We start from the raw sequence: 25880 nt of genomic DNA, 5'->3' as shown, positions 1-25880 counted from the left end.
AACCGACTTGTACGTGTGGATGCGCCCGCTCAGCGGACGAAGTAGATCGTGGCGAACAACCCGATCCAGACGATGTCGACGAAGTGCCAGTAGTACGAGACCACGATCGCGGCGGTCGCCTGCGCGGGCGTGAACTTGCTGACCTTGGTGCGGATCAGCAGGAACACGAAGGCGATCAGGCCGCCGATGACGTGCAGGCCGTGGAAGCCGGTGGTCATGTAGAACACCGAGCCGTAGGCGCTGCTGGAGATCGTGGTGCCCTCGTGGACCAGGTGGTAGTACTCGTAGCCCTGGCCGCCCACGAAGAAGGCGCCCATCGCGAGGGTGAGGACATACCAGCGGCGCAGCCCGAACACGTCGCCGCGTTCGGCCGCGAACACGCCCATCTGGCAGGTGAAGGAGGAGGCGACGAGCACGGCGGTGACCGGGACCGCGAGCTTCATGTTGAGCTCGGTCGGCTCCGGCGGCCAGTTGCCGTGGGCCTGCGCGCGCGCGACGAAGTACATGGCGAAGAGTCCGGCGAAGAACATCAGCTCGCTGGACAGCCAGATGATGGTACCGACGCTGACCATGTTGGGCCGGTTCAGCGAATGCACACGCTGAGTAATGGCCGATCCTGGGGTGCCTACTGCGGTCGTCACGCCGGTAAGTATGACTCGTCGTAGTACGACGCAGGTACCCGGGTGCGAAACTTGTCTGTCCGTGTCGGAAAACGCACGGACAGAGCGGGTCTCACACGGGTGTCGGCGTGTCCGTGTTTACGCAGGAAGCGTCGGTATTCACCCAGGACGACCGCCCCAGCATGGCAGGCCGCGCTGAGGAATTGCTGAGATGGAGGTCTCCTCGGCGCGACGGGCCGGGCGGCGCCCCGGCCCAGCGCCGCCCCCGGCGAATAACGTCTGGCCCGATAGGCTGCATCGCGACAGACTGGTGGGCGAAACCAGTGACAGGGAGAAGGACATGAGTGTGCGTAGCTGGCCACAGGTACTCGGGACCCTCGCCGATGGGGGCGACCTGGCCGCGGACGACACCACCTGGGTGATCAACGAGATCTTCTCCGACAACGCGACCTCCGCGCAGATCGCGGCGTTCGGTGTCGCGATGAAGATCAAGGGCCCCACGCCCGCCGAACTGGCGGGCATGGCCGCGGGCATGCTCGGGCACGCGCAACTGGTGCGGATCGACGGCGACGCGGTCGACATCGTCGGCACCGGCGGCGATCGGTCCGGCTCGGTGAACATCTCGACCATGTCCTCGATCGTCGTCGCCTCCGCCGGGGTGCCGGTGGTCAAGCACGGCAATCGCGCGGCCTCGTCGAAGAGCGGCGGCGCCGACGTGCTCGAGGCGCTCGGCGTGAAGCTGAATCTCGGCCCCGAGGCGGTGGCGACCAGCGTGCGCGAGGCCGGTATCGGTTTCTGCTTCGCACCGGTGTTCCATTCCGGGCTGCGGTTCGCCGGCGCCGCCCGCCGCGAGATCGGCATCCCCACCGTATTCAATATTCTGGGCCCGCTGACCAATCCGGCGCAGCCGCGCGCGGGCCTGGTCGGCTGCGCTTTCGCCGATCTGCTGCCGGTGATCGCGGGTGTGTTCGCCGAGCGTGGCGCGAGCGCGCTGGTGGTGCGCGGCAACGACGGCCTCGACGAGATCACGACCTCGGACACCACGACCGCCTGGGTCGTCTCCGGCGGGCGGCTGCGCGAGACCGTCATCGACCCGACCCGGCTGGGCATCCCCCGCGTGGACCTGGACGCGCTGCGCGGTGGCGACGCCGACACCAATGCCGGTATCGCCCGCGCCGTCTTCGCCGGTGAGCCGGGCCCGGTCCGTGACGCCGTCCTGGTGAACTCCGCGGCCGCGATCGTCGCCTACGACTGGTCGCGCGGTGTCGGCGACCCGCAGGCCGATATCCATACCGCCCTCGCCGCGGCCGTCGAGCGGGCCGCCGAGGCCATCGATACCGGCAAATCGGCCGCCCTGCTGGACAACTGGGCCAAGCTCACCAACACCCTCGGCGAGAACTGACCCTCACTCCCCCAGCGAGAACCCGGCTTCCACGTCGGCGCTGGAGTAGGACTTGAAGGCGATGTGGGTGGTGGTGCGCAGGACGCCCGGCACCTTGTCGATGCCCGCCGTCACCACTTCGGCGATCTTCTCGTGGTCGCGGACGCGCACGATCGCGATCAGGTCGACGTCGCCCGCGCAGGAGTACACCTCGGTGACGCCTTCGGTATCGGCGACGGCCTGTGCGGTTTCGGGAATCCGGCCGTTGTCGGCGTGGATGAGCACGATCGCGTTAATCATGCGGTCAGCCTAGTTGGCCGAGGTAGTCCGCTCCCGCGAGTTCGCTCCGCGCCGCCGCCTCCGCCTGCTCGGCCCACGTCAGGTAGCGGGCCGCACCGTTGAGCGGCTCCCAGTAGCCCGCGGCACTACGCACGATCCGCACGCCGGGCCGCGCCAACCAGCGGACCACCAGGGCGATCTCCTCGGGCGAGCCGCCGAGTAGAGGTGGCCCTTCGACAGCGACCGGCAACACCGTCTGTGGGTCCGGGGTGAGCGGCGCGATGGTGTCCGGGACGACGAATTCGGCCGCAGCGGTCAGATGGTCGACGACGGGCATCGGGGGCACGCCGCGCCGAGCGTTGCCCGCGGCGGCGAGGCGGCCGTATCTGATGACGGCGAATTCCCAGCCGCGCGCGCCGTCGGGGTGGGCGGCGACGAGTTCGGGGATGCGGGCCAGGGCGGCGAGGCGCTGGGTGCGGGCGAGCGCGCGGACGACGGTGACCGCTCGGTCGCGCAGGCGCGCGGCGGCTTCGAAATGTTCTGCGCGGGAATGCTTTTCGAGCTGGTCGAAGATGGCGCACAGGATCGCGTCGGAGCGGCCGGCGAACAGGTCGCGCACGGCGGCCGCAGTGGGCGCGTATTCCTTTATATCTGTGGGTGTTTCACGCGCGGCGGGACAGCCACCGACGACGGCGGGCGGACACTCGTGCACGGCGGTACGAGAAAGACGCCCGGTGCAGCTACGCAGCCCGATGTGCTCGGCGACGGTCGCTCCGACATCGACGGCGTCGGCACGGGAGTTGAACGGCCCCAGAGCATCTCGGGTCGGAACCCGCACCACCGCGAACCGCGGGAACGGTTCGTCGGTGAGCGTCAGCCACCACACCTTCTTCGGGAACTTCGACCGCCGGTTGTAGGGCGGCGCGTGCGCGACGAGCAGCCGCAGTTCGCGAACTCCCGCTTCGAGTCCGTGCGCGCACACGACGTGGTCGACCCGCGTCGCGAGCGCCACCATCTCCTTCATCCGCCCGCGTGTCTCCGAGCCGGTGAAGTAGTTGCGCACGCGGCGGCGCAGATTCACCGCTGTTCCGATGTAGAGGACCTCGTCGCTCGGACCCCGGAACAGGTACACACCGGGCGCGGTCGGCAGATCGGTGGCCAGCACCCGTTTGGCCCGCTGCCCGTTGCTGACATCGGGCAGGTAGTCCAGCAGCTCGGTGAGGCTGTGCACGCCTTGGTTTCCGACCCGTCCGATCAGCGCGTGCAGCACATCGACCGTCGCGCGCGCATCGTCGAGCGCACGGTGCGTGGGTTGCGTACTCGCCCCGAGGACCCGCGCCAGCACACCGAGCCGCACCGAGGGCGCTTCGTCGCGGCTGAGCACCCGCCGCGCCAGCTTCACCGTGCACAGCACGGGCGGGTTCGGCCAGACGGTCTCGCAGCGCACGGCGGCGGCGCGCAGGAAGGCGGTGTCGAATCGCGCGTTGTGCGCGACGAGCACCGCGCCCCGGGCGAATTCGAGGAATCCGGGCAGCACCTGCTCGATCCGCGGCGCCGCGTACACCATGGCGTGTGTGATGCCGGTGATGTGCACGACCTGCGGTGGGATCTCGCGCCCGGGGTTGACCAGGGTCGCGAACTCGCCGAGCACTTCACCGCCGCGCACCTTGACCGCGCCGATCTCGGTGATGGCGTCGCCTTCGGGGCTGGTCCCGGTGGTTTCCAGGTCCACGATGACGAATGTCGTGTCGTACAGCGGGGTGTCGAGTTCATCGAAGGCCAGCTGCGCGGCGGACGGGTCGGGCACGACGTGCAGCGTAGAGCCAGGCACCGACAGACTCGGCGGACCGCGAAAGCCCAGGACAGTTGGTTGAGCCCACAACAAAAGACACGGAGAAACTGTCGAATTCCGCGCGAGGTTTTCGTTTCGATGCCCGTGATTCGATCTAGTTAATCAAATTGTGATGCAGGTCACATTCAGACGCGGGTGTAAATAAATGGCCCGGGCGTGTCGAACTTTCCGGAACTCGCCCACCGGCGTGTCACCACAGATTTGGTCAACTGACCGGCCGGGAGCCCTCCGGTATATCGCGACTAACCGAACTACCTGCGTGAACGGGCCCATACCCGACCCCTATCGTGGCCGGTCCCAGGCTCGCGACTCGCCGCACGGACGCCTGAGAGCCGCCTGATAAATGTCCGAATTCAGGGCCCGTAATTCCCTGTGAGATATCTCGCACGCAAACCCGGACAAATTGCGAAACGAGGCCAATTCCGACCGGTACGGGCTTTACAAATGCCCGTGATGTGTTCGTAACCTTTTCGAGACCTCACGGAGTCCGCCGCACCGGACCCGACCACGGAGCCGGTGCGAACGGCACGCAGTCCGCCGCACCAGACCGGGTGCGACGTCGTGGGGCAGATTGGAAGAAACCGCATCATGGCGAACACCACCGTCAAGCGAGGGGCGCGGCGTGCCGTCGCCGCCGGAGCCGTCGGCGCTGCCACCATCGGCGCGATCCTCCTGCCCGCGGCCCCCGCGTCGGCACAGCCGGTGACCATCCCCGGCGTCGGCACCTTCGAGGTGCCCAACGAGATCCCCATCCCCGCGGGCATTCCCGGCATCGAGGTGCCCAACCCGGCCCCCGCGCCGTGGACCCCGCCCGCCCCGGTGCAGACCGCGGGCGAGATCGCGCTCGAAGCCGCGCAGTCCAAGATCGGCGCCCCGTACGTCTACGGCGCCGCGGGCCCGAATGCGTTCGACTGCTCGGGCCTGGTCCAGTGGGCCTACCGCCAGGCCGGCCTGGAGCTACCCCGCACCAGCGGCGCGCAACTCTCGGCGGGCACCCCCGTCTCGATCGACGAGTTGCAGCCGGGCGATGTCGTGTCCTTCTACGGCGGCGGCCATTCCGGCCTCTACGCCGGTGACGGCACCGTCGTCCACGCCTCCACCTCGGGCGTCCCGGTGAAGGTCGCCTCGATGTCGGAGATGCCGTTCGCGGGCGCACGCCGCTACTGAGCGACCGTCCGCCGCAACGACTTCGCCGCCGCCGGGTCGCCTACCAGCGATCCGGCGGGCGTGACGACATACCCGGCCGGGGTGTGACCGGTTCGTTCCCCACTGGACACGGACCTGAACCATTCCGTAACCTAATCGAGACCTAATCGCTCAGTGGAGAGAAACGGGGCACCGCAGGCCGTGGCCGCACACAGAACACACCGCTCCAATCGTGTTGTGGGAGGCGTACTTGCGGCAGGCATCCTCGCCGCGACCGTCTGCATCGGACCGGCGACGGCCGACCCGGTAGCGATGCCCGCCACCGCTACCGAAGCGGTGCAACGCATGGTGGACCTATCCCGCGAGTCGGAACAACTCAACGAGAAGGCGCTCAACGCGCAATCCGATCTCGATGCCAAACTCGCCGTCCAACGCGACGCCGACGCCGTACTCACCGACAAGCGCGCGGTGCTGGAAGCCGCCCGCGCCGAGGTCCGCAGATACCAGCCGGTCATCGACCGCACCGCCATCGCCAAGTACCAGGGTGCGAAGACCAACCGCATGTTCGCGGTGCTGACCAGTGACTCACCGCAGAAGCTGCTCGATCAGATGTCCGTGCTGGACGTGATGGCCGCCCAGACCACCGACCAGCTGCGGGAATTCAAGAAGGCCACCGACGCCGCGGCCGGCGCCGAATCCGCAGCCCGCGCCGCCTCCGACGCCGCGCACGACGCCGCCGCCCGGTCCGACAAGGTCCGCGCCGACGTCCACGCCAAGCAGGCCGAGCTGGGCACCGCCATCACCGCAGTCGTCGAGGCGTGGACCGCGCTGTCGGCGAACGACAAAGCCGCGTGGGCGGGTTCGCCGTTCCCGGCCGGCTTCGACCGCGACACCCTGCTGAAGGACCTCGTGCCCGGCAGCGGCACCAGCGCGCTGGCCGCGGGCCTGACCCGCGTCGGCGACCCGTACGTCTGGGGCGCGACCGGCCCGAATCAGTTCGACTGCTCGGGCCTGGTGCAGTGGGCGTTCAAGCAGGTCGGCAAGAACGTACCGCGCACCAGTTCGCAGCAGGCCAATTTCGGCACGCCGGTCCCCAAGGACGAACTGCTGCCCGGCGACGTGGTGTTCTTCTACCCCGAGATCTCCCATGTCGGCATCTACGCGGGCAAGGGACTCATGCTGCACGCCTCCACCTTCGGCGTTCCGGTCGCGGTGGCGCCCATGTCCTCCACGCCCTATCACTCCGCTCGGCGATACTGATTGGCTATGCAGGGATTGCGCCGGGCTCGGCGTCGCGTCCAGTTCGCGCTCACACTCGCGACCGTGACGCTGCTGACCGGCGCCGGTGGCGCCCTGCTGCTCGCCCCGAACTGGGCGATGCCGAAAATCCGGTCCGACCAGCTGGGTTCGGCGCAGCGGGTGGCCGCCGACGATTCCCGGCTGGCGGCGGTGCGCGGCGTCATGACCCCGTTCGGCGAACTCACCGCCGTCGAATCGGAGTCCGGCGGACTGGTGGTCGGTCATCCGGCCCAGCGCGCCGACATGGCGGTGCTGGCCGAGGAACTCGCGCCGGCCACCGCCTCGATCACCGAACTCTGGGGCGCGGACTGGGCCCGCTCCGCACTGGTGGTGGTCGCGTCCAATCCCTCGGAGTTCGCCGCCCTGGCCCGATCGACCGAGCTGCTCGCCCGTGAAATCGCCGCCGTGACGGTCGCCGATCCGTTCGCGCGGGGCCGGCAGCCGACCGGGCAGCGAGTGGTTTTCAGCGCCGAGGCCGGGCGGCGGCTCGGTCCGGACGGCCTGCGCACCGTGCTGCGCCACGAACTCACCCATGTCGCGACCCGCGCCGACACCGTCGACGGCGCGCCGCAGTGGCTGCTCGAAGGTTTCGCCGAGTACGCAGCGCACCGTGGCAGGCAGCGTGGTCTCGCCGAGGTGGCGCCGACCGTGCATGCCCGGTTGCGCGCGGGCGAGATCCCCGCCGACCTGCCCGCCGACCGCGACTTCACCGGCGCCGACGCCGCCGCGGCCTACGAACAGGCCTGGTCGGTCTGCGCATTCACCGCCGCCACCTATGGTGAGCCCCGGCTGCTCCAGCTCTACCGGGCCCTGGCCACCCAGACCCCGGACGCCGCGGACCGTATCCTGCGCGAGGTGCTCGGCACGGGCCGTGCCGAGTTCGCCGCCGCCTGGCGCGCGTGGCTCGGCACCGAATCCGCCTAGCTCGACGACGGGTTTTCGGCCTCGCGATCCGGACACAGTAGGTTGTTCGGTTATGGCCCGAACTCTGCTGGTTACCAATGATTTCCCGCCACGGCCGGGCGGTATCCAGTCTTATCTCCAGGCGCTGACCGGGCAGTTGCCGCCCGATGACCTGGTCGTCTACGCCCCGCGCTGGAAGGGCGACAGCCATCTGAAGTTCGACGCCGAACAGCCGTTCCAGGTGGTCCGGCATCCGACCACGCTCATGCTGCCGACGCCGCTGGTGCTGCGCCGGGCCGCCCGCCTGCTGCGCACCGAGAAGTGCGACACGGTCTGGTTCGGGGCCGCCGCCCCGCTGGCGCTGCTCTCGCCGATGCTGCGCCGGGCCGGTGCCGAGCGGATCCTGGCGAGCACGCACGGGCACGAGGTGGGCTGGTCGATGCTGCCCGGCGCCCGGCAGTCGCTGCGCTCGATCGGCGAGGACACGGACGTCGTCACCTATGTGAGCCGGTATACCCGAGGACGTTTCGCGTCCGCGTTCGGTCCGAACGCGGCCCTGGAGTACCTGCCGCCGGGCGTGAACACCGAGGTGTTCCGGCCCGATCCGGCAGCGCGGGCGGAGCTGCGCGAACGGTACGGGCTCGGGGATCGGCCCACCATCCTGTGCCTGTCGCGGCTGGTACCGCGCAAGGGCCAGGACGCGTTGATCGTGGCGATGCGCTCGATTCGCGAGCAGATCGACGGCGCGGTGCTGGTCATCGCGGGCGGCGGCCCCTACGAGGACAAGCTGCGTGGTCTGGCCACCGCGCTCGGTGTCGCCGAGAGCGTGGTGTTCACCGGTCGCGTGCCCTCGGCCGAACTCGCCGCGCACCACACCCTCGCCGATGTCTTCGCCATGCCCTGCCGCACCCGCGGCGCGGGCCTGGACGTGGAGGGGCTCGGCATCGTCTACCTGGAGGCCTCGGCCTCCGGAGTACCAGTGGTGGCGGGCAGGTCCGGCGGCGCGCCGGAGACGGTGATCGAGGGCAAGACCGGCCGCGTGGTCGACGGGCGCAGCACCGAGCAGATCACCGAGGCGATCGTTGCGGTGCTGTCCGATCGCGACGCGGCCGCCCGGATGGGCGCCGAGGGCCGAGCCTGGGTGGAGCAGCAGTGGCGCTGGGACAGCCTGGGCGCTCGGCTGCGGCACCTACTGCACTGAACCGGCCTGTGTCGTAATCCACTACGCTCACGTTGTGAGCAGTATTCAGGTCGCGGATCAGACGTTCGTCGCCGCTTCGGGCGCGGCGGTCGCCGAGGTGCTCGGCGGGCCGACCAACTGGCGCGGGTGGTGGCCGGACCTCCTCCTCGAGGTCCGAGAAGACCGGGGCGAGCAGGGCATTCGCTGGACCGTGCGCGGCGGGCTGGAGGGCACCATGGAGGTGTGGTTGCAGCCGATGCTGGATGGCGTGATCCTGCACTACTTCCTGCACGCCGAGCCGATGCCGGCGCTGCACGTCAAGCAGCTGCCGGCCGCGAACCGGGCTCGCCGGGTGGCGGGTAAGGACATGGCGTTCGAGATCAAGGCGCGGCTGGAGGCGGGGCGGCCCGCGGGCGTGGCCCCGGCCTGCTGATGGTCGACCGGACAGAGAGGTCCATCCTCATCGACGCGCCCGCGCAGCGGGTGATGGCCGTGATCGCCGATCTGGAGTCCTATCCGGAGTGGGTGTCGGCGGCGAAGTCGGTGGAGGTGCTGGAGAAGGGCGCCGACGGGCGCGCCCGCAGCGCGCGTTTCGTGCTCGACGCCGGGGTCGTCAAGGACACCTACGTGCTGAACTACACCTGGCGGCCCGACGATCGCGCGGTCAGCTGGCAGCTGATCAGCGGCGATCTGCAGAAGGCCCAGGACGGCACCTACGAGCTGCGTGACACTCCCGACGGCGGCACCGAGGTGATCTACCGGCTCACCGTCGACCTGAACATTCCGATGATCGGCATGTTCAAACGCAAGGCCGAGAAGGTGATCACCGATACCGCGCTCAAGGAATTGAAGAAGCGGGTGGAGGGCTGACCGGCCCAGCGGCTCGACGTGAGCCGGGCGCGAGGACGCGGCTCGAGCTGTTCGTCGGCAAAGGCGGAGTCGGTAAGACGACGCTGGCGTGCGCCACCGCGATCGCGCATGCGCGCACCGGGCAGCGGGTGCTGATCGTGTCGCTGGATCAGGCGCACTCCCTGGGTGACGCGCTGGGCCTGCGGTTCGCGCACGATCCCGGCACCGTCACCGGAATCATCCGGGTGGCAACGGGACTCGATGCCATCGAGGTGGATTCGCTTGCGCTGCTCGAGGATCGCTTCCGCGACGTGGTCCGGATGTGGTCCACCGGCGGCTCGCACCAGCACGGTATCGATCTGGCCGCGCTGGATCCGGCCGAGCTGACCGGGCTGCCCGGCGTGCAGGAACTGCTGATGCTGGTCGAGCTGGCGCAGTTCGCCGACGAGGACGACTGGGACGTGCTGGTCGTGGATTGCCCACCCTCGGCCGACATGCTGCGCATCGTGACCGCGCCCGAGACGCTGCTGGGGTATCTGGAGCGGATCTGGCCGCCGCACGCACGCGCCCGCCAGGCCGGTGGCCTGGATCTGCGGCGCGCGGTGCTGGCCGCGACCGTGAACAAGATCGTCACCGCGGTCACCGCGGTGCGCGACCTGCTGGCCGATCATGCCCGCACCGGCGTCACCCTGGTGACCGTCGCCGAGCGGGTCGCGCTCGCCGAGACCGAGCGGGTCCACTCGGCGGCCGCGCTGCTCGGCCTGCGGTTGGACACGGTGCTGGTCAACAAGGTGCTCCCGGCCGTGCCGCCCGGCGATTCCGCGCATCCCGCGATCGACTGGTATCTGGCCCGCCGGGCCGAACAGCTCGCGGTACTCGAACAACTCGGCGTGCGCTTCGAGGGCACGGCCCGGGTGCTGGTCGCCGAGCACAGCGGGACCGAACCGGTCGGGCCGACGGCGCTGTTGGAGCTGGCCGAACAGTTCGACGCGGCCGGGTCTCTCGGCGACAATCTGGCAGAGGTTCGCACAAGTTCCGGTGAACCGGTGGTTCGATGGGAGTCGGGCACCGGCCTGCATTCGGTGTACACGCTGCGGATGCGCCTGCCCGTCGTCGATCCGGCGACGCTGCGACTGGGACGAGTGGAGGACGATGTGATCGTGGGAGCGGACGGGGTCCGGCGCCGGGTGCGTCTGGCACCGGTGTTGCGGCGGTGCACGGTCGACGGCGCCGAACTCGACGGCCATCATCTGGTGCTGCGCTTCGTCCCCGACCCGGAGCTGTGGCCGCGATGACCGAGCAGCGGGCCGCCTACGAGGACGGACTCGGGGAACTCACCGAGGAGTTGAAACTGCTGGCCGAGGCCGTGCTGGAGCGGGTCGAGCCGGTGCTGCGGCGCACCGCCGCCGACGGCGAGCAGCACTGGGACAGTTGCAGCTGGTGCCCGGTGTGCGCGGCCGCGGCGCTGCTGCGCGGCGAGCACCACGATGTGGTGGCCGCGGTGGCCGGGCACGGCACGGCGATCGTCACGGTGCTGCGCGAGGCGCTGGCCGGAGTACCGGTGGAGCCGGTGCTGCCGGATCCCGAAGACGCGCCGCCACACGATGATCCGCCCGCCGGGCGGCCCACGCCGGAACGCGAGCGTTCCCGGTACGTCAGCATCCCCGTGACGTTCAAGGCATGACCCGCCCGATTGCCGGTGCCCACCCCCTGACCGTCGGAATCGACGTCGGCGGCACCAATATTCGCGCCTCGGTGGTCGACGGCGAGGGCCAGGTGCTCGATACCGTGGTGGCGCCGACCCCGCATTCCGCGCGGGCCCTGGAGGACGCGCTGGCGCGGTCGGTGCGCGAACTCTGCGGCCGGCACGCGATCGGCGCGGTCGGGCTCGCCGTCGCCGGGTTCATCACCAGCGACCGCACGACGGTCCGATTCGCACCGCATTTGCCCTGGCAGGACACCCCGGTCGCGAAACGGCTCACCGACCGCCTGGGCCTGCCGGTCATCCTGGAGCACGATGCCAATGCCGCCGCCTGGGCCGAATACCGGTTCGGCGCGGCCACCGGCGGCCACAATGTGGTGCTGATCGCGATCGGCACCGGGATCGGGGCGGCGCTGCTCATCGAGGGGCGGCTGTATCGCGGAACCCACGGCGTGGCACCGGAATTGGGGCATCTGCAGGTCGTCCCGCAGGGCCGGGCCTGCCCGTGCGGTAAGCACGGCTGCTGGGAAAGGTATTGCAGCGGAACCGCACTCGCCGATACCGCGATCGAACTGCTGGCCACCGATCCGGTCAGCTCCACCGTGCTGGCCCGCGAGGTGTATCGCGATCCGGGCTCGCTGACCGGGCGCCGGGTGGCGGGCGCCGCGCAGGACGGCGACCCCGTAGCGGTGGCGGCCATGGCCGACTTCGCCCGCTGGCTCGGCCTCGGGCTGGCGTTCGTCAGCGATATCTTCGACCCCGACCTGGTGGTGATCGCCGGCGGCGTGAGCAGTTCGGCCGCGCTGTTCCTGGACGAGGCGCGCGAGGAGTACGCGCGGGCGGTCACCGGTGCGGGTCATCGGCCGCTGGCCCGCATCCGCACCACCCAGCTGGGCGAGGCCGCGGGCATGATCGGCGCGGCCGAACTGGCCCGCGCGGTACTGGTCGACACCGACCATCGGCCCTCCCGCGTGGGCTGAGGCGAATTGTGGTGAGATACCCCGCAGCGGGTTGGATGTGATCTCCGACCAGCGGTAAAGTCTGGTTTCAAGCAGGTGCCCGCAACTCATCCCGGTCCCGGGGGAAGGACGTCATGTTCTACTGGCTGCTGAAATTCGTCCTGGTGGGCCCCTTCATCACCTTCTACAACCGGCCGAAGGTAGAAGGCGTGGAGAACATCCCGTCGGACGGTCCGGCCATCCTCGCGGGTAACCATCTCTCCTTCGCGGATTGGCTGTTCGCCCCGCTGACCAGCCCGCGCCGGATCAACTACCTGGCCAAGGCCGAGTACTTCAACACCCCGGGTCTCAAGGGCGCCTTCCAGAAGTGGTTCTTCACCACCACCGGCCAGTACCCGATCGACCGCACCGGCGCGGACGCCGCCGAGGACGCGCTCAACGCCGCCCGCAAGCTGCTCGACCAGGGCCGTCTGGTCGGTCTCTACCCGGAGGGCACCCGCTCCCCCGACGGCCGCCTCTACAAGGGCAAGACGGGCATGGCCCGGCTCGCCCTGGAGACCGGCGTTCCTGTCATCCCGGTCGCCGTCACCGGCACCGACAAGGTGAGCCCGCCCGGACCGTTCCGCTGGAAGCGGCAGCGGGTCACCGTCACCTACGGCAAGGCGATCGATTTCTCCCGCTACGAGGGCATGGGCGGCAACCGCTTCGTCGAGCGTGCCGTCACCGACGAGGTCATGTACGAGCTGATGCAGCTCACCGGCCAGGAGTACGTGGACGTCTACGCGCACAGCCTCAAGGGTGTGCCGAGCGGGTCCCGCCCGGAGGCCACCCGCATCCCGGACACCGCCGCCAGCTGATCCCACGGGAAAGGCCCCGAATCCCAGTGGGATTCGGGGCCTTTCCCGTTTCGGAGCCTCTGTCTATTCGATGACCGCGCGGTGTCAGCTCATTCGAACGCGCACTTGGACCACAGCTCGAACGGACCGGACACGTTGTACACGCCGGTCGCGGTCTTGATCGCCTTGGACTCGGCCTCGGCGGCCGTGGAACCCCAGTCCGAGCCCCAGCCGCCGTTCTGACCGAACGCCAGTGCGACGCAGCCGTTGCGGGACCAGATCGGGTTCTGGCATTCCGAACCGCAGTCGGTGAGCACCTGATTGGTGGCGGAGTCCTGGCTGATGGTGGACCGCACCCAGACGACCTGGTTGGTGGATTCCTTGTAGGAGGCCGCGATCCAGGTGTCCCGCTTGCTCGACGTGGTCGGGGTCGGCGACGGCGTGGTCGTCTTCGACTGGGAGGTGGTCGAGGACGGTGACGTCGTGCTGGTCGAGGCGGTGGAGCTCGCGATCGGATCGGTGTCGTCGTCCTTGCTGCTGCGGATCACCAGGACGCCGACCACGCCGACGATGGCGACGACGCCGATCAGCACCGCGACGATGATCGCGGCCATCTTGCCACCGCCGCCACCGCCGCCGGGCCCACCGGGGCCGTAGGGCGGCTGCTGGTACGGCGGTCCGGGCGGCCCCGGCGGCGGATACTGGCCGTGCTGGTACTGCGGACCCGACTGGTACGGGTCCCCGTAGGGCTGGGTCGGCTGGTACGGCTGACCCGGTTGTTGCTCGCCGGGATATTGCCCGTGCGGGTATGACATTGCGTCCCCCGGTTCGTGTTTCGACATCAAGAGCGGCACTACACTATCGGTCGGTATATCGACTGGCGAGCGCGCGCCGTATCACCAGTATCGTGCGGCACCCCGCGCCGCGCCTATTCTCCGGGTCGCGGAATGGCCTCGATCACATGCCAAGCGTTCGGTAAGTGCGTTTTATGGTGCGGCAGCGAGGATTCAGATCATGTTCAAGAGATTGCTGGCCGCGGCGGGAGTCGGCGGCGCCGAGGTCGAAACCGAATTGTCCACCCCCGGTATCCAGCCCGGCGGCGTCGCCGAGGGCGTGATCCGGTTGCACGGCGGGAAGGTTGCCCAGGACATCGCCGAGATCGCGGTGGAGTTCGTGACCCGGGTCGAGCACGAGCACGACGACCACGAGGGCGTGCGGGACATGAGCTTCGGACGTACCTGGGTGCAGGGCCCGTTCCGGCTGGATCCCGGCGCCGCCGCCGAATTCCGGTTCGCCGCCCGCACGCCCCTGGAAACCCCCATCACCTTCTACAACGGTCGCGTGCTCCCGGGCACCTGGGTCGCGTTGCGCACCATCGTGGACGTGCCGGGTGTGGACGCCACCGATACCGATCCGATCGGGGTGGGCGCGCTGCCCGCCCAGCATGTCCTGCTGGAGGCGGTGGAGCGGCTCGGCTTCGGACTGCGCAGCGCCGATGTGGAATACGGGCGGATCCACAACAGCCGCCAGACGCTGCCGTTCTATCAGGAGATCGAATTCGGTGGCTCGCACCGCTACCCGCAGCTCGATCAGCTCGAGGTCACCTTCGTGCCCGACGAGCACGGTATGAGCGTGGTGCTCGAGGCCGACAAGCGCGGCGGCGTGTGGTCGCAGAGCCGCGATGTGCTCGACGCGCTGCGGGTCGACTACGCCACGCTGGGCCAACGGGATTGGGCCGCCGAACTGCACCACCGGCTCGCGGGTATGGCCTCGCGCCGCTGACCGTACCGAACGGTCCTGATTCGAGCATTACCGCTGGTCAGCGCGGGTCACACCGGTGCCGTTGGCGCACACTCGAGTTCGGGTCGCCGCGGCGGCCCCGGCTGTGGTTAAGTGTCGATCCATGAGCACGCCGCGAACCCTCTCCGCCGCCGAAGTTCTACCCCGCGACACCGCGGATGTGGTTCGCACAGTGCGGGATTCACGAGACCGCGCCGAACGGTTGACCGTCCGCGGCGGCGAACAGCCCGAGGACGAGTCGACCCACCCGTCCCCGGACCGCACCGGCACACGCACGGTCTTCGCCGACCAGCCCACGGTCGTCTCGCTGCGCCGAATGAACTCGGTGCTCGACATCAACCTCGGCCGGCGCACCGTCCGGGTGCAGGCGGGCGCGAAGCTCTCCGATATCGACCGGCGGCTGGGCGCGCACGGGCTGGGCCTGCCGATCGTCGGCGACCACCGCGACATCACCGCGGGCGGATTCGCCTCGGTCGGCGGCGTCAGCAGCGCCTCGCACCGGTACGGGCTGTTCATCGATCAGATCGTGGATCTGGAATACGTGGACACGGACGGCCGGATCGGCACCTGCGGCCGTCGCCATCACGTCGACCGGTTTCATCGGATCCTCGGCGCGGGCGGGCGGGCCGGCATCATCACCGCACTCACCCTGGACGCGATCGATATCGACAAGGACCACACCTGGCTCACCACCGACGCGGACCGGTTCCTGGACTTCGACTCCTTCATCGAGCACGCGCACGCCGAAATCATGCGACCCGGCAATTCCGCCCTCCAGGTGGGCCGCTGGGTCGACACCGCGCCGCTGAAGGTCTCGCGGCCGGTCGGCACCGGGCAGGTACAGCTGGGCACGGTGCGTTTCGGCCAGTGGTCCAGCCTCTACCCCACCACGCCGACCCGGTCGCTGCGGGCCCGCCGCGAGGTCGGCACCCGAACCCGTAAGTCGCTGGGCGCCATCGCCTCGGCCGCCAGCGGCAAGGCCGGTATGCCGGTGCGCAACGCCGCGGCGGGCGCGCTCATGTTCGCGCCGAAGGTGCTGACCCTGCGCGACGCGGAGTACCTGGCCGACACCGTGATCAGCTCCTCCGAGCGCGGCCCCGCCTACCGGGTCGGCATCTTCGCGCCGCTGGCCAACTACACCTCGGTGTTCTACCGCCTGCACGATCTGTTCGCCGGGCACCGCGAGCGCACCGGCTGCTTCACCGTCATCTCGGCCATGACCTACGGCGTGCGCTCGCAGTACCTGCGCGCCCAGGCGGCCACCCGCAGCCTGCCCGCCGATGATCACGCCCTGATCACCTTCACCTGCCGTTTGCGCCCCACCGGGCTGCCCTCGGAACTGCTGCGCGACATCGTCGCCGGGATCGACGAGATCTGCGCCTCCGAGCACGCGCTGCGCTACGAGTCGGCCGACTAGCTCCCGGAAACGACGAAGCGCCCCACCGGAGCCGGTGGGGCGCTTCGTGTTTCAGGTCAGTGCTTTTCCGGGCCGAGGTAGTACTCGAAGACCAGACCGGCCGCGGCGACCAGCACACAGACGACGCCGATCGCGATCAGCCAGTATTGCCAGAACGCCAGGCCCAGGGCCGCGACCGAACCGGCGGCGGCCAGCGAGATGGGCCAGAAGCTGCCGGGCGAGAAGAAGCCCAGATCGCCCGCGCCGTCGACGATCTCGGCGTCCTCGTAGTCCTCCGGGCGCAGGTCCAGGCGGCGGGCCACGAACCGGAAGTAGGTGCCGATGATCAGCGACAGGCCCGCGGTCAGCACGATCGCGGTGGTGCCCGCCCACTCGATGCCGGTGCGGGACTGTGCGGTGAAGAACCCGTAGATCACGCCGGTGATCACGAAGAACACGGTGAGCAGTTCGAAAATACGCGCTTCGATCTTCATGTCAGATCAATCCTCACTTGGCTTCGGACGCGCTCTTGACCGTGCGGTCGGAGTTGAACGGCTGCGTCGACGTCGCGACCGGCGACTCGCCGATGGACGCCAGCGCCTCGGCGTTGGTCTTGCCGGCCTGGCGCGCCTCGATGTACTTCACGAACTTCTCCGGCGAGACCGCGCGGACCTCGAAGTTCATCATCGAGTGGAAGGTGCCGCACATCTCGGCGCAGCGGCCGACGAACGCACCTTCCTTCTCGATCTTGGTGATCTGGAAGACGTTGTCGGACTGGTTTTCCTTCGGGTTGGGCATCACGTCGCGCTTGAACAGGAACTCCGGCACCCAGAAGGCGTGGATCACGTCCGCGGCGGCGAGCTGGAACTCGATCACCCGATTGGTCGGCAGCACCAGGACCGGGATCTCCTGGGTGGAGCCGATGGTCTCGATCTTGTCGTAGTGCAGGTAGGAGAGGATGTCGTTCTCCGGCTTGCCGTGCACCGGGCCCGGCTGCGGGTGGCCCTCTTCGTTCTTCAGCTCCTTGTAGCCCTCGAGCTGTTCCTGGGCGCGGGCCTCACGGGAGGTGTCGATGCCGTCGTACTTGAAGCCGTCCTTGAAGTCGATTTCGCGGTAGCCGAACTTCCAGTTCCACTGGAAGGCGGTCACATCCACGGTGACGTCGGGATCGGCGACCTTCTCGTGCACGTAGTTCTGCACCACCACGGTGAAGTAGAACAGCACCGCGATGATGACGAACGGGATGGCCGTGTAGGTCAGCTCCAGCGGCACGTTGTAGCCGGTCTGGCGCGGGAACTCCGGGGAGTCCTTCTTCTTGCGGTGGAAGGCCACCGTCCAGAAGGTCAGGCCCCAGACCAGCACACCCATGGCGAGCGCGGCCAGGACCGACCAGGTCCACAGCTCCCGCATCCGGGTGGCCTGCGGCGTGACACCCGAGGGCCAGCCGAACCGCAGCCAAACATTGTCGATCGAGCAGCCCGAGACGAGCATCGCGGTGATCCCGAGGGACACCGCCAGCCCGGCCCGTCGAAGGACACGGCCCTTGCCCTTCACGGGTACGGCCCCGGTCTCTTCGCTCGCCTTGTGCGCCACGCTCACGCCTTCCTGGTCGCCACACATTCCGACATCCTGCACCGCCGGGGTGCGATCTCCCGGCGGCACTTCCTAAGCACGTTTCGGGCCCCTCCGCGCGGGCACACGCCAGCTGAGAAGGACCTGAGTACTACGCAGCGTAGACCAAACCGGCGCACAGTTTTGCGTCGGGTCGTATTCGACACTCCGCCGAGACCGAACCGGAAGCGCCGCACCGGCAGTCGTCGCCGCAAACCCGCTGGACACAGGGTCTATGCGACGCGGCAGCCGCAGGCGGACACAACATTTCGGCGCCCGGTACGGCATACTCGGACCTGAGATTCTTCCAGCCACCCTATGAGGAAAAGAGGATGTCGACGCCGTGTGTGGACTGCTCGGATTTCTGACAGCTGACGCGGCGACTGACCAGGTGGTCGAGCAGGTGTACGACGCCTTGCACTGCGTGCGCCATCGCGGCCCCGACGAGCGCGGTACCTGGCACGACGACCACATCATCTTCGGCTTCAACCGCCTGTCGATCATCGATATCGAGCACTCGCACCAGCCGCTGCGCTGGGGCCCGGCGGAGAACCGGGAGCGCTACGCGCTCACCTTCAACGGCGAGATCTACAACTACATCGAATTGCGCGAGGAACTGAGCCGGACTCACGGCGCGGAGTTCCCGGACGGCCAGATGTTCCAGACCGAGGGTGACAGCGAGACCATCGCCGCGGCCTTCCACTACTGGGGCCCGGAGGCGGTGCGCAAACTGCGCGGCATGTTCGCGTTCGCGATCTGGGACACCGAAACCCAGGACCTGTTCCTGGCCCGCGACCCGTTCGGCATCAAACCACTGTTCCTGGCCACCGGCCCCGGCGGCACCGCGTTCGGCAGCGAGAAGAAGAGCCTGCTGGAACTGCTGCCCGCGCTCGGGTTGACCGACGCGCTGGACCCGCGGGCGCTCGAGCACTACACGGTGCTCCAGTACGTCCCGGAGCCGGAAACCCTGCACAAGGATATCGGCCGCCTCGAATCCGGCAGCTACGCCACCGTCCGGCCCGGTCAGGCCCCGAAGATCACCCGGTACTTCCAGCCGGGGTTCCGGGTGCGGCCGTTCTCGGCCGGCGCCGAATCGGCCCGCTACCGCGAGATCGCGCAGGCGCTCGAGGATTCCGTCGCCAAGCACATGCGCGCGGATGTCACCGTCGGCTCCTTCCTGTCCGGCGGCATCGACTCCACCGCCGTGGCGGCGCTGGCGATGCGGCACAACCCCAAGCTGATCACGTTCACCGCGGCCTTCGAACGCGAGGGCTACTCCGAGGCGGACGTGGCCGCCGAGAGCGCCGCGGCGATCGGGGCCCGGCACATCGTGAAGGTGGTCTCGCCCGCCGAATTCGCCGCGGCCATCCCCGAAATCGTCTGGTACCTGGACGATCCGGTGGCCGACCCGGCGCTGGTGCCGCTGTACTTCGTGGCCAAGGAGGCACGCAAGCACGTCAAGGTGGTGCTTTCCGGTGAGGGCGCCGACGAGCTGTTCGGCGGCTACACCATCTACCGGGAACCGCTGTCGCTCAAGCCCTTCGAGTACTTGCCGCGCGGGGTACGCAAACTGGCGGGCCGGCTGTCCGAGCGCATCCCGGACGGCACCCGGGGCAAGAGCCTGCTGCATCGCGGCTCGCTCACCCTCGAGGAGCGCTACTACGGCAACGCCCGCAGCTTCAACGACGCCCAGCTGCGCGCCGTGCTGCGCGAATTCCGGCCGGAGTGGACGCATCAGGACGTGACCGCGCCGATCTACGCCCAGTCCCGCGGCTGGGATCCGGTGGTGCGGATGCAGCATCTGGACCTGTTCACCTGGCTGCGCGGCGACATCCTGGTCAAGGCCGACAAGATGACCATGGCGAACTCGCTGGAGCTGCGGGTGCCGTTCCTGGATTCGGAGGTCTTCCAGGTCGCCGAGCAGCTGCCATTCGAACAGAAGATCACCAAGGACACCACCAAGTACGCGCTGCGCCAAGCCCTCGAGGGCATCGTGCCCGGGCATGTACTGCACCGCGCCAAGCTCGGTTTCCCGGTGCCGATGCGGCACTGGCTGCGCGGCACCGAACTCTTCGACTGGGCCCGGCAGACCATCGCCGAATCCCAGACCGACCACCTGCTGGACAAGGCCGCCATCAACGGCATGCTCGACGACCACCGGGCCGGCCGGTCCGACCACAGCCGCCGTCTCTGGACGCTGCTGGTGTTCATGGTGTGGCACGGCATCTTCGTCGAGGACCGGATCAAGCCCGACATCCAGGAACCGGTGTACCCGGTCTCGCTGTAGACAGCCCGAACAGCACAGTGCCCCTCGGCCTTTCGCCGAGGGGCACGTGTCGTTTCGGGGGTCAGAGCAGGGGCTTGATCTCGTCCGCCGCCTCGGCGCCGTAGGCGCCGGCCAGACGCTCGAGCGCGTCGTCCTTGTTCAGGCTCCACTCCTGGGTGCCCATGGTCTCCAGTACCAGCACCGCGACCAGCGAACCCAGCTGCGCGGCGCGCTCCAGGCTCAGACCGGCGGTGTGCGCGGTCAGGAATCCGGCGCGGAACGCGTCGCCGACACCGGTCGGGTCGACCCGGCCGCGATCGGGCACCACGCCGACATGGGTCTCGGTGCCGTCGCGATCGACGATGGTGACGCCCTCCGCGCCCAGCGTGGTGACCCGGATACCGACCTTCGCCGCCACCTCGTCCGCGCTCAGCCCGGTCTTCTGCAGCAGCAGTGCCCACTCGTACTTGTTCGTGAAAAGGTATGCGGCGCCTTCGATCAGGCGCACCGACTGGTCACCGTCCAGGCGGGCCAGCTGCTGGGAGGGGTCCGCGGCGAACGGGATACCCAGCTCCCGGGCCTCCTCGGTGTGGCGCAGCATCGCCTCCGGATCGTTGGCGCCGACCAGCACCAGATCCAGGGTGTGGCGCTCGGCCAGATCGCCGATCGAGATGTCGCGGGCCTCGCTCATCGCACCCGGGTAGAACGACGCGATCTGCGCCATGTCCTCATCGGTGGTGCAGGTGAAGCGGGCGGTGTGCGCGGTCTCGGAGACCCGCACGGTCGAGGTATCGACCCCGTGCTCCTCCAGCCAGGCGCGGTACTCGGCGAAATCCGCGCCGACCGCGCCGACCAGCAGCGGCCGCTGGTTCAGGGCACCCATGGCGAAGGCGATATTGCCCGCCACACCGCCGCGGCGCACCTGCAGATCGTCGACGAGGAAGCTCAGCGACACGTGGTCGAGCTGATCGGCCAGCAGCGCGTCGGCGAACCGTCCGGGAAAACGCATGAGATGGTCGGTCGCGATGGACGCGGACACGGCGATAGACACGAGCTGAAGCCCTTCGGTGGACGGACAACGAAAAGTGAGGACGGAGAAAACCCCGCCCTCACCGTATCAATGTGGCGTCAGTTGAAGGAGTCGCCGCAGGCGCACGAACCCGTGGCGTTCGGGTTGTCGATGGTGAAGCCCTGCTTCTCGATGGTGTCGACGAAGTCGATCGAGGCACCCTGGACGTAGGGGGCGCTCATCCGGTCGATAGCCAGCTTGACGCCGTCGAAATCGACGACGAGGTCACCGTCGAGCGAGCGGTCGTCGAAGAAGAGCTGGTAGCGCAGGCCGGCACAGCCACCCGGCTGCACGGCGATACGCAGCGCCAGGTCATCGCGGCCTTCCTGCTCCAGCAACGCCTTCGCCTTGGCGGCGGCGGCATCGGTCAGGATCGCGCCGTGAGTTTCGGTCTCGTTCTGCACAGTCATGAACTCTCCTAAGGGACAGCTGTGGTCAACCCGTGAACAGCGCACGGCTCGTGGCTCTTCAACACCACCCAGCGGGCTGCTATTCCCTATCTTGCCACCACCGTACTCGGCGCGGACATCGGCTCCTGGACTTTCCGGGACCCGCGCGTTTCCGGCTGCGTCCGGCATCGAATAGCCTGGTCGCTGTGAAATTGTTCCGTCGTGGCGAGTCCAGCAGCACCGACGCGACCGCCGACACCCCGGCGGACGCGACCGGTGGCGTGACCGCCGACTCCCGCACGCCCGCATCCACCGCCACCCTGGGCAAGGGCCGCCCGACGCCGAAACGTCGTGACGCGCAAGGCAAACGGCGCGGCCCGATCGCGCCCGCTCCGCTCACCGCCAAGGAGGCCCGCGCGCGCCGCAAGGCCACTCGCGGCACCAAGGCGGACCGCAAGGCCGCCTCGGCCGAGCGCCGCCTGGCCGCCCAGGATCGGCGCGCGCGCATGCTCGCCGGCGAGGACAAGTACCTGCTGCCGCGCGATCAGGGCCCGGTGCGCGCCTTCGTGCGTGACGTGGTCGACGCCCGGCGCAACCTGGTCGGACTGTTCATGCCGATGGCGCTGGTGCTGATCCTGTCCACCTTCGTCTTCCCCAAGTATCAGATCATTGTGACCTTGGTCATGCTGGTGATGATGCTGTTCATGATGGTCGAGGGCGTCATCCTCGGACGCCTGGTGAACAACCGGGTGGTGGAGCGGTTCCCGGAGACCACCGATACCGGCGTCAAGCTCGGCTGGTACGCCTTCGTGCGCGCCTCGCAGATCCGCAAGATGCGTGCGCCCAAGCCGCGCGTCGGCCCCGGCGACGCGATCTGACCTCGGCGAACGAGAACAGGCCCTTCCGAATTCGGAAGGGCCTGTTCTCGTTCGCGGGGTTCAGTTGTCGCGAGCGGCGCGACCGGAGATCGCGGACAGCTCGCAGCGCAGGCGTTGCGCGTCGCGGTCGACCACGTTCGAGGAACCGGCGAGTCCACGGTCCCGGACGAGCAGGGCCGCGACGATCGCGAGCACGGCGAGGGTGAGCAGCGCCGCGATCATGACAGCAACGTCCCACCGGAGTACGCGCGCAGGACGGTGAGGTCGTCCTGGGCGCGTCGGGCGGTGTGGTCGTCGGCTGTGCTCCGGCCGGAGGCGACGACTCCGAGGGCCACGATCACGGTCGCGAGAAGCAGAAAAGTAAGCATGGCAGTAATTTTGCGCTCGATAATATTTGGCCGAAAGTGGCTGGACCGTCATTGTGCGCAAGTATCCAGCCAGGTAGCCTGGGTAGATGTTGTCGAAGGTCGCCGTCGTCCTCGCCACCCGGGTCGCCATGTTCGAATTCGGGGTCATCTGCGAGGTTTTCGGCCTCGACCGGACCGCCGACGGCATACCGCCGTTCGACTTCAAGGTGTGCGGGCTCGAACCCGGCGTCGGCCTGCCGTCCTCCACGCCGGGCGTCACCATCACCCCCGCCTACGGCCTCGAGGAAATCGCGAAAGCCGACCTGGTGGCGCTGCCCGCGTTCCCCGCCGACGCCCTGCGCGACACCGACCCGGCCGTCATCGAGGCGATCCGGGCAGCCGACGCCGCGGGCGCGACCATCCTGACGGTCTGCTCGGGCGCCTTCCTGGCCGGTGCGGCCGGGCTGCTCGACGGCCGCAAATGCACCACGCACTGGCGCTATGTCGACGAGCTGGCCCGGCGCTTCCCGGCGGCCACCGTCGACCCGGATGTGCTGTTCGTCGACGCGGGCAATCTCATCACCAGCGCGGGCACCGCCGCCGGCATCGACGCCTGCCTGCACCTGGTGCGCCGCGAGATCGGCAGCGCCGCGGCCAATATCATCGCGCGCCGGATGGTGGTGCCGCCGCAGCGTGACGGCGGCCAGCGCCAGTTCATCGAACGGCCCGTGCCCGCCTGCACCACCGACAGCCTGCGCGACACGCTGGAGTGGCTCAACGAGAACCTGGCCCTGCCGCACACCATCGACGACCTGGCCGCCCGCGCCATGATGTCCACCCGCACCTTCGCCCGCCGCTTCGCCGCCGAAACCGGCACCACCCCGGTCAAATGGCTCACCAATCAGCGCGTCCTCTACGCCAAGCACCTGCTCGAGGAAACCGACCAGAGCCTCGAATCCATCGCCACCCGAGCCGGTTTCGGCTCCGGTGCGCTGTTGCGCCACCACTTCCAGCGTCTGGTCGGCCTGGCCCCCACCGAATACCGCCGCCGCTTCGGCGCGGCCCCCGCCCTGGCCGACTGACCCACCACCGCACAGGGTCTTTCGCGACTACACCCGTGAGACTGCGTATGCGCCGTGGCTGCGTGTGCACAGTGCCGAGGAGCGCGGTGATGTCGACCCGAGGATGGAGTGCCCGACGCTTCGACCTCATGCTCGCCGTGGGCGGGAGACCCGAGCGCGGCAAAAGCCTCCCGGCAATGGAGCACGGCGCTTCGATCTGCGGTGCTTGCCGGGAGCGGGCAGTTCGCGGGCTGGTCACCGACCGGCGCACGTAGGAGCCGGGGCCGTGAGTCGCGCTGTCATGTGGTCAAACGGTGTGTGACACGGTGACCGAGGTGGCGGTGGTTGGTAGCGTTCGGGCATGGCTGGCGGGATCGGTGGTGCGGGGCGGACATTGGTGTTGGGTGGGGCGCGGTCGGGGAAGTCGGGGTTCGCGGAGGGGCTGGTGGGGGCGGGGGCGGCGCGATATGTGGCTACCGCCGTGGTGGATCCGGAGGACACGGACTTCGGCGAGCGGATCGCGCGGCATCGGGAGCGGCGGCCGGCGGGCTGGGCTGTCGTCGAAAGTGCCGATGTGGCAGGAGTTCTCGCCGGCGCAGCGGTCGCGGAGCCGACGCTGATCGATGACATCGGCACCTGGCTGACCGCGCGGATCGATGCGCGCGGGGCCTGGGACGAACCGCGCGGAACGATCGCCCCGGAATGCGATGCCCTGGTCACGGCCGTCGAGCGGTACCGCCAGCGGCTGGTGCTCGTCAGCCCGGAGGTCGGCATGGGCGTCATCCCGGCCACCCGCTCCGGTCGCCTGTTCCGCGACGAGATCGGCGCGCTCAACCAGCGGCTCGCGGCGGTGTGCGACGAGGCGTTCCTGATCGTGGCGGGCCTCCCCCTGCGGCTCAAATAGCCGGGGAGGCAAGATTGGGCGGAAGTCAGTGCGGCGCCCGACCGCGCCCCGACCCGAGAGGCTCGACAGTGACACACGGATTCGGACCGGTTGCGCCCCCGGACGCGCAGATTCGCGCGGCGGCCGAACAGCGGCAGGCGCAGCTGACCAAGCCCGCCGCGTCGCTGGGCCGGCTCGAGCAGCTCGGCAACTGGGTCGCCGCCTGCCAGGGTGTGTGCCCGCCCAACCAGTTCGAGCGGGCGCGCGTGGTGGTGTTCGCCGGGGACCACGGCGTCGCCCGGCACGGCGTCTCCGCCTACCCGAGCGAGGTGACCGCGCAGATGGTCGCCAATTTCCTGGGCGGCGGCGCGGCGGTCAACGCGCTGGCGGCGGTCGCGGGCGCGACGGTGCGGGTCGCCGATATCTCCGTCGACGCCGACACCGATCCGGCGGTGAGCAAGCACAAGGTTCGCCGCTCCAGCGGATCCATCGACCGGGAGGACGCGCTCACACCGGCGGAGGTGACGGCCGCGATCGCCGCGGGCAAGGCCATCGCCGACGAGGAGATCGACGCGGGCGCGGACCTTTTGATCGCCGGTGACATGGGCATCGGCAACACCACCCCCGCCACCGTCCTGATCGCCACACTCACCGACAAGGAACCGGTGGCCGCCGTGGGCCGCGGTACCGGTGTCGACGACGACGGCTGGGCGCGCAAGGTCGCCGCCATCCGCGACGGCATGCGCCGGGCCCGTCCGGTCGCCAAGGATCCGGTCGACCTGCTCCGGGTCGCCGCCGGCGCCGACTTCGCCGCCATGACCGGCTTTCTCGCGCAGGCCGCCACCCGCCGCACCCCCGTCATCCTGGACGGTGTGGTCGTCACCGCCGCCGCCCTGGTCGCCGAGGATCTGGCCGCCGGCGCCTCCGCCTGGTGGCTGGCCGGTCACCGTTCCACCGAGCCCGCACACACCCTGGCCCTGAACCACCTGCGCCTCGAACCGCTGATCGAGATGTCGATGCGGCTCGGCGAGGGTTCCGGCGCACTGACCGCCCTCCCCGTACTGCGCGCCGCCGTCGCCACCCTCGCGGATATGTCCACCTTCGCCGAGGCGGGCGTCAGCACCTCCGAACCCGCGGCCCTCGACCTGCACAAGTCATGAATCCCCCAGGCGCG

Annotated in this window: 28 protein-coding genes; 18 read left to right on the top strand and 10 right to left on the bottom strand. The window is 69.2% G+C overall.

All coding sequences use genetic code 11. The features are described 5' to 3' along the window. Positions 1 to 29: 29 nt before the first annotated feature. The gene (locus tag ACFVMC_RS17545) at positions 30 to 641 is read right to left on the bottom strand and encodes a heme-copper oxidase subunit III (protein WP_379211363.1); all 612 of its coding nucleotides are present in this window, start codon (positions 639 to 641) and stop codon (positions 30 to 32) included. A 319-nt stretch (positions 642 to 960) separates the two neighbouring features. Here ACFVMC_RS17545 and trpD point away from each other — a divergent pair, with 319 nt between their 5' ends. Then, on the top strand, positions 961 to 2022 hold the full coding sequence (gene trpD, locus ACFVMC_RS17540) for an anthranilate phosphoribosyltransferase (RefSeq protein ID WP_379211361.1): 1062 nt from the start codon (positions 961 to 963) through the stop codon (positions 2020 to 2022). Between the two features lie 3 nt (positions 2023 to 2025). On the opposite strand, the gene ACFVMC_RS17535 is transcribed toward trpD, so the two are convergent. Continuing rightward, a complete protein-coding gene (locus ACFVMC_RS17535; RefSeq protein WP_209896999.1) occupies positions 2026 to 2301 on the bottom strand; it encodes an Lrp/AsnC family transcriptional regulator in 276 nt (91 codons plus the stop codon). A 4-nt stretch (positions 2302 to 2305) separates the two neighbouring features. After that, on the bottom strand, positions 2306 to 4087 hold the full coding sequence (locus ACFVMC_RS17530; protein WP_379211359.1) for a DEDD exonuclease domain-containing protein: 1782 nt from the start codon (positions 4085 to 4087) through the stop codon (positions 2306 to 2308). A gap of 633 nt (positions 4088 to 4720) precedes the next feature. Between ACFVMC_RS17530 and ACFVMC_RS17525 the strand changes: the two genes are divergently transcribed. The 10 genes from ACFVMC_RS17525 to ACFVMC_RS17480 all read left to right on the top strand — a co-directional run bounded on the left by ACFVMC_RS17525 (position 4721) and on the right by ACFVMC_RS17480 (position 13027). Then, positions 4721 to 5299: a C40 family peptidase gene (locus ACFVMC_RS17525; protein WP_379211357.1), complete on the top strand. Its 579-nt coding sequence runs from the start codon at positions 4721 to 4723 to the stop codon at positions 5297 to 5299. Positions 5300 to 5515: 216 nt separating this feature from the next. Then, positions 5516 to 6538, top strand: a complete 1023-nt coding sequence (locus ACFVMC_RS17520) for an NlpC/P60 family protein (RefSeq protein ID WP_379211356.1) — start codon at positions 5516 to 5518, stop codon at positions 6536 to 6538. Positions 6539 to 6601: 63 nt separating this feature from the next. Further along, complete coding sequence (locus ACFVMC_RS17515; protein WP_379211355.1) at positions 6602 to 7501, top strand: hypothetical protein; 900 nt, start codon at positions 6602 to 6604, stop codon at positions 7499 to 7501. Positions 7502 to 7553: 52 nt separating this feature from the next. Then, a complete protein-coding gene (locus ACFVMC_RS17510) occupies positions 7554 to 8681 on the top strand; it encodes a glycosyltransferase family 4 protein (protein ID WP_379211354.1) in 1128 nt (375 codons plus the stop codon). A 34-nt stretch (positions 8682 to 8715) separates the two neighbouring features. Continuing rightward, positions 8716 to 9093 (top strand): polyketide cyclase / dehydrase and lipid transport, encoded by a 378-nt coding sequence (locus tag ACFVMC_RS17505; protein ID WP_379211352.1) that lies wholly within the window; start codon positions 8716 to 8718, stop codon positions 9091 to 9093. Further along, positions 9093 to 9530: an SRPBCC family protein gene (locus ACFVMC_RS17500; RefSeq protein ID WP_379211350.1), complete on the top strand. Its 438-nt coding sequence runs from the start codon at positions 9093 to 9095 to the stop codon at positions 9528 to 9530. Before ACFVMC_RS17505 ends, ACFVMC_RS17500 begins: the two co-directional genes overlap by 1 nt. Further along, positions 9527 to 10804, top strand: a complete 1278-nt coding sequence (locus ACFVMC_RS17495; protein WP_379211557.1) for an ArsA family ATPase — start codon at positions 9527 to 9529, stop codon at positions 10802 to 10804. Before ACFVMC_RS17500 ends, ACFVMC_RS17495 begins: the two co-directional genes overlap by 4 nt. Beyond that, entirely contained in the window at positions 10801 to 11193 is a 393-nt protein-coding gene (locus tag ACFVMC_RS17490) for a hypothetical protein (protein ID WP_379211349.1), read from the top strand. Before ACFVMC_RS17495 ends, ACFVMC_RS17490 begins: the two co-directional genes overlap by 4 nt. After that, positions 11190 to 12191: an ROK family protein gene (locus ACFVMC_RS17485; protein ID WP_379211347.1), complete on the top strand. Its 1002-nt coding sequence runs from the start codon at positions 11190 to 11192 to the stop codon at positions 12189 to 12191. The genes ACFVMC_RS17490 and ACFVMC_RS17485 overlap by 4 nt, the downstream gene beginning before the upstream one ends. A 113-nt stretch (positions 12192 to 12304) precedes the next feature. Further along, positions 12305 to 13027 carry a lysophospholipid acyltransferase family protein gene (locus ACFVMC_RS17480; RefSeq protein WP_379211346.1) on the top strand — a complete coding sequence of 241 codons (723 nt, stop codon included), beginning with the start codon at positions 12305 to 12307 and terminating at the stop codon, positions 13025 to 13027. Positions 13028 to 13116: 89 nt separating this feature from the next. Here ACFVMC_RS17480 and ACFVMC_RS17475 read toward each other — a convergent pair whose 3' ends face one another. After that, on the bottom strand, positions 13117 to 13821 hold the full coding sequence (locus ACFVMC_RS17475; protein ID WP_379211344.1) for a DUF4189 domain-containing protein: 705 nt from the start codon (positions 13819 to 13821) through the stop codon (positions 13117 to 13119). Positions 13822 to 14020: 199 nt separating this feature from the next. Here ACFVMC_RS17475 and ACFVMC_RS17470 point away from each other — a divergent pair, with 199 nt between their 5' ends. Beyond that, positions 14021 to 14788, top strand: a complete 768-nt coding sequence (locus tag ACFVMC_RS17470; RefSeq protein ID WP_379211342.1) for a sporulation protein — start codon at positions 14021 to 14023, stop codon at positions 14786 to 14788. A gap of 121 nt (positions 14789 to 14909) precedes the next feature. Beyond that, entirely contained in the window at positions 14910 to 16223 is a 1314-nt protein-coding gene (locus ACFVMC_RS17465; RefSeq protein ID WP_379211341.1) for an FAD-binding oxidoreductase, read from the top strand. Positions 16224 to 16279: 56 nt separating this feature from the next. Here the strand turns inward: ACFVMC_RS17465 and ACFVMC_RS17460 are convergent, their stop codons facing one another. Continuing rightward, positions 16280 to 16696: a cytochrome c oxidase subunit 4 gene (locus ACFVMC_RS17460; protein ID WP_379211340.1), complete on the bottom strand. Its 417-nt coding sequence runs from the start codon at positions 16694 to 16696 to the stop codon at positions 16280 to 16282. 13 nt (positions 16697 to 16709) lie between these two features. Then, positions 16710 to 17693 carry a cytochrome c oxidase subunit II gene (locus ACFVMC_RS17455; RefSeq protein ID WP_379211555.1) on the bottom strand — a complete coding sequence of 328 codons (984 nt, stop codon included), beginning with the start codon at positions 17691 to 17693 and terminating at the stop codon, positions 16710 to 16712. Positions 17694 to 18156: 463 nt separating this feature from the next. On the opposite strand from ACFVMC_RS17455, the gene asnB reads away from it, so the two are divergent. Then, positions 18157 to 20100 carry an asparagine synthase (glutamine-hydrolyzing) gene (gene asnB / locus ACFVMC_RS17450; protein ID WP_379211338.1) on the top strand — a complete coding sequence of 648 codons (1944 nt, stop codon included), beginning with the start codon at positions 18157 to 18159 and terminating at the stop codon, positions 20098 to 20100. Positions 20101 to 20161: 61 nt separating this feature from the next. On the opposite strand, the gene ACFVMC_RS17445 is transcribed toward asnB, so the two are convergent. After that, positions 20162 to 21130 (bottom strand): carbohydrate kinase family protein, encoded by a 969-nt coding sequence (locus ACFVMC_RS17445; RefSeq protein ID WP_379211336.1) that lies wholly within the window; start codon positions 21128 to 21130, stop codon positions 20162 to 20164. Between the two features lie 77 nt (positions 21131 to 21207). Further along, on the bottom strand, positions 21208 to 21558 hold the full coding sequence (locus tag ACFVMC_RS17440; RefSeq protein WP_379211335.1) for a HesB/IscA family protein: 351 nt from the start codon (positions 21556 to 21558) through the stop codon (positions 21208 to 21210). A 260-nt stretch (positions 21559 to 21818) separates the two neighbouring features. Here ACFVMC_RS17440 and ACFVMC_RS17435 point away from each other — a divergent pair, with 260 nt between their 5' ends. Beyond that, positions 21819 to 22415, top strand: coding sequence for a DUF3043 domain-containing protein (locus tag ACFVMC_RS17435; RefSeq protein WP_379211553.1), 597 nt, complete (start codon positions 21819 to 21821; stop codon positions 22413 to 22415). 60 nt (positions 22416 to 22475) lie between these two features. Here ACFVMC_RS17435 and ACFVMC_RS17430 read toward each other — a convergent pair whose 3' ends face one another. Then, a complete protein-coding gene (locus ACFVMC_RS17430; RefSeq protein WP_379211333.1) occupies positions 22476 to 22637 on the bottom strand; it encodes a hypothetical protein in 162 nt (53 codons plus the stop codon). Continuing rightward, a complete protein-coding gene (locus ACFVMC_RS17425) occupies positions 22634 to 22783 on the bottom strand; it encodes a hypothetical protein (RefSeq protein ID WP_379211332.1) in 150 nt (49 codons plus the stop codon). Before ACFVMC_RS17425 ends, ACFVMC_RS17430 begins: the two co-directional genes overlap by 4 nt. Positions 22784 to 22869: 86 nt before the next feature. Here ACFVMC_RS17425 and ACFVMC_RS17420 point away from each other — a divergent pair, with 86 nt between their 5' ends. The 3 genes from ACFVMC_RS17420 to cobT all read left to right on the top strand — a co-directional run bounded on the left by ACFVMC_RS17420 (position 22870) and on the right by cobT (position 25866). Further along, a complete protein-coding gene (locus ACFVMC_RS17420) occupies positions 22870 to 23844 on the top strand; it encodes a helix-turn-helix domain-containing protein (protein WP_379211330.1) in 975 nt (324 codons plus the stop codon). A gap of 340 nt (positions 23845 to 24184) precedes the next feature. Continuing rightward, the gene (locus ACFVMC_RS17415; RefSeq protein ID WP_379211328.1) at positions 24185 to 24727 is read left to right on the top strand and encodes a bifunctional adenosylcobinamide kinase/adenosylcobinamide-phosphate guanylyltransferase; all 543 of its coding nucleotides are present in this window, start codon (positions 24185 to 24187) and stop codon (positions 24725 to 24727) included. A 68-nt stretch (positions 24728 to 24795) separates the two neighbouring features. Further along, the gene (gene cobT, locus ACFVMC_RS17410; RefSeq protein ID WP_379211326.1) at positions 24796 to 25866 is read left to right on the top strand and encodes a nicotinate-nucleotide--dimethylbenzimidazole phosphoribosyltransferase; all 1071 of its coding nucleotides are present in this window, start codon (positions 24796 to 24798) and stop codon (positions 25864 to 25866) included. Positions 25867 to 25880 lie beyond the last annotated feature (14 nt).

Origin of the sequence: Nocardia sp. NPDC127579, assembly GCF_042672005.1 — a bacterium.
Lineage (GTDB): Bacteria > Actinomycetota > Actinomycetes > Mycobacteriales > Mycobacteriaceae > Nocardia.
The sequence above is the reverse complement of the archived record's forward strand: the minus strand, read 5'-3'. Positions and strand labels throughout refer to the sequence as shown.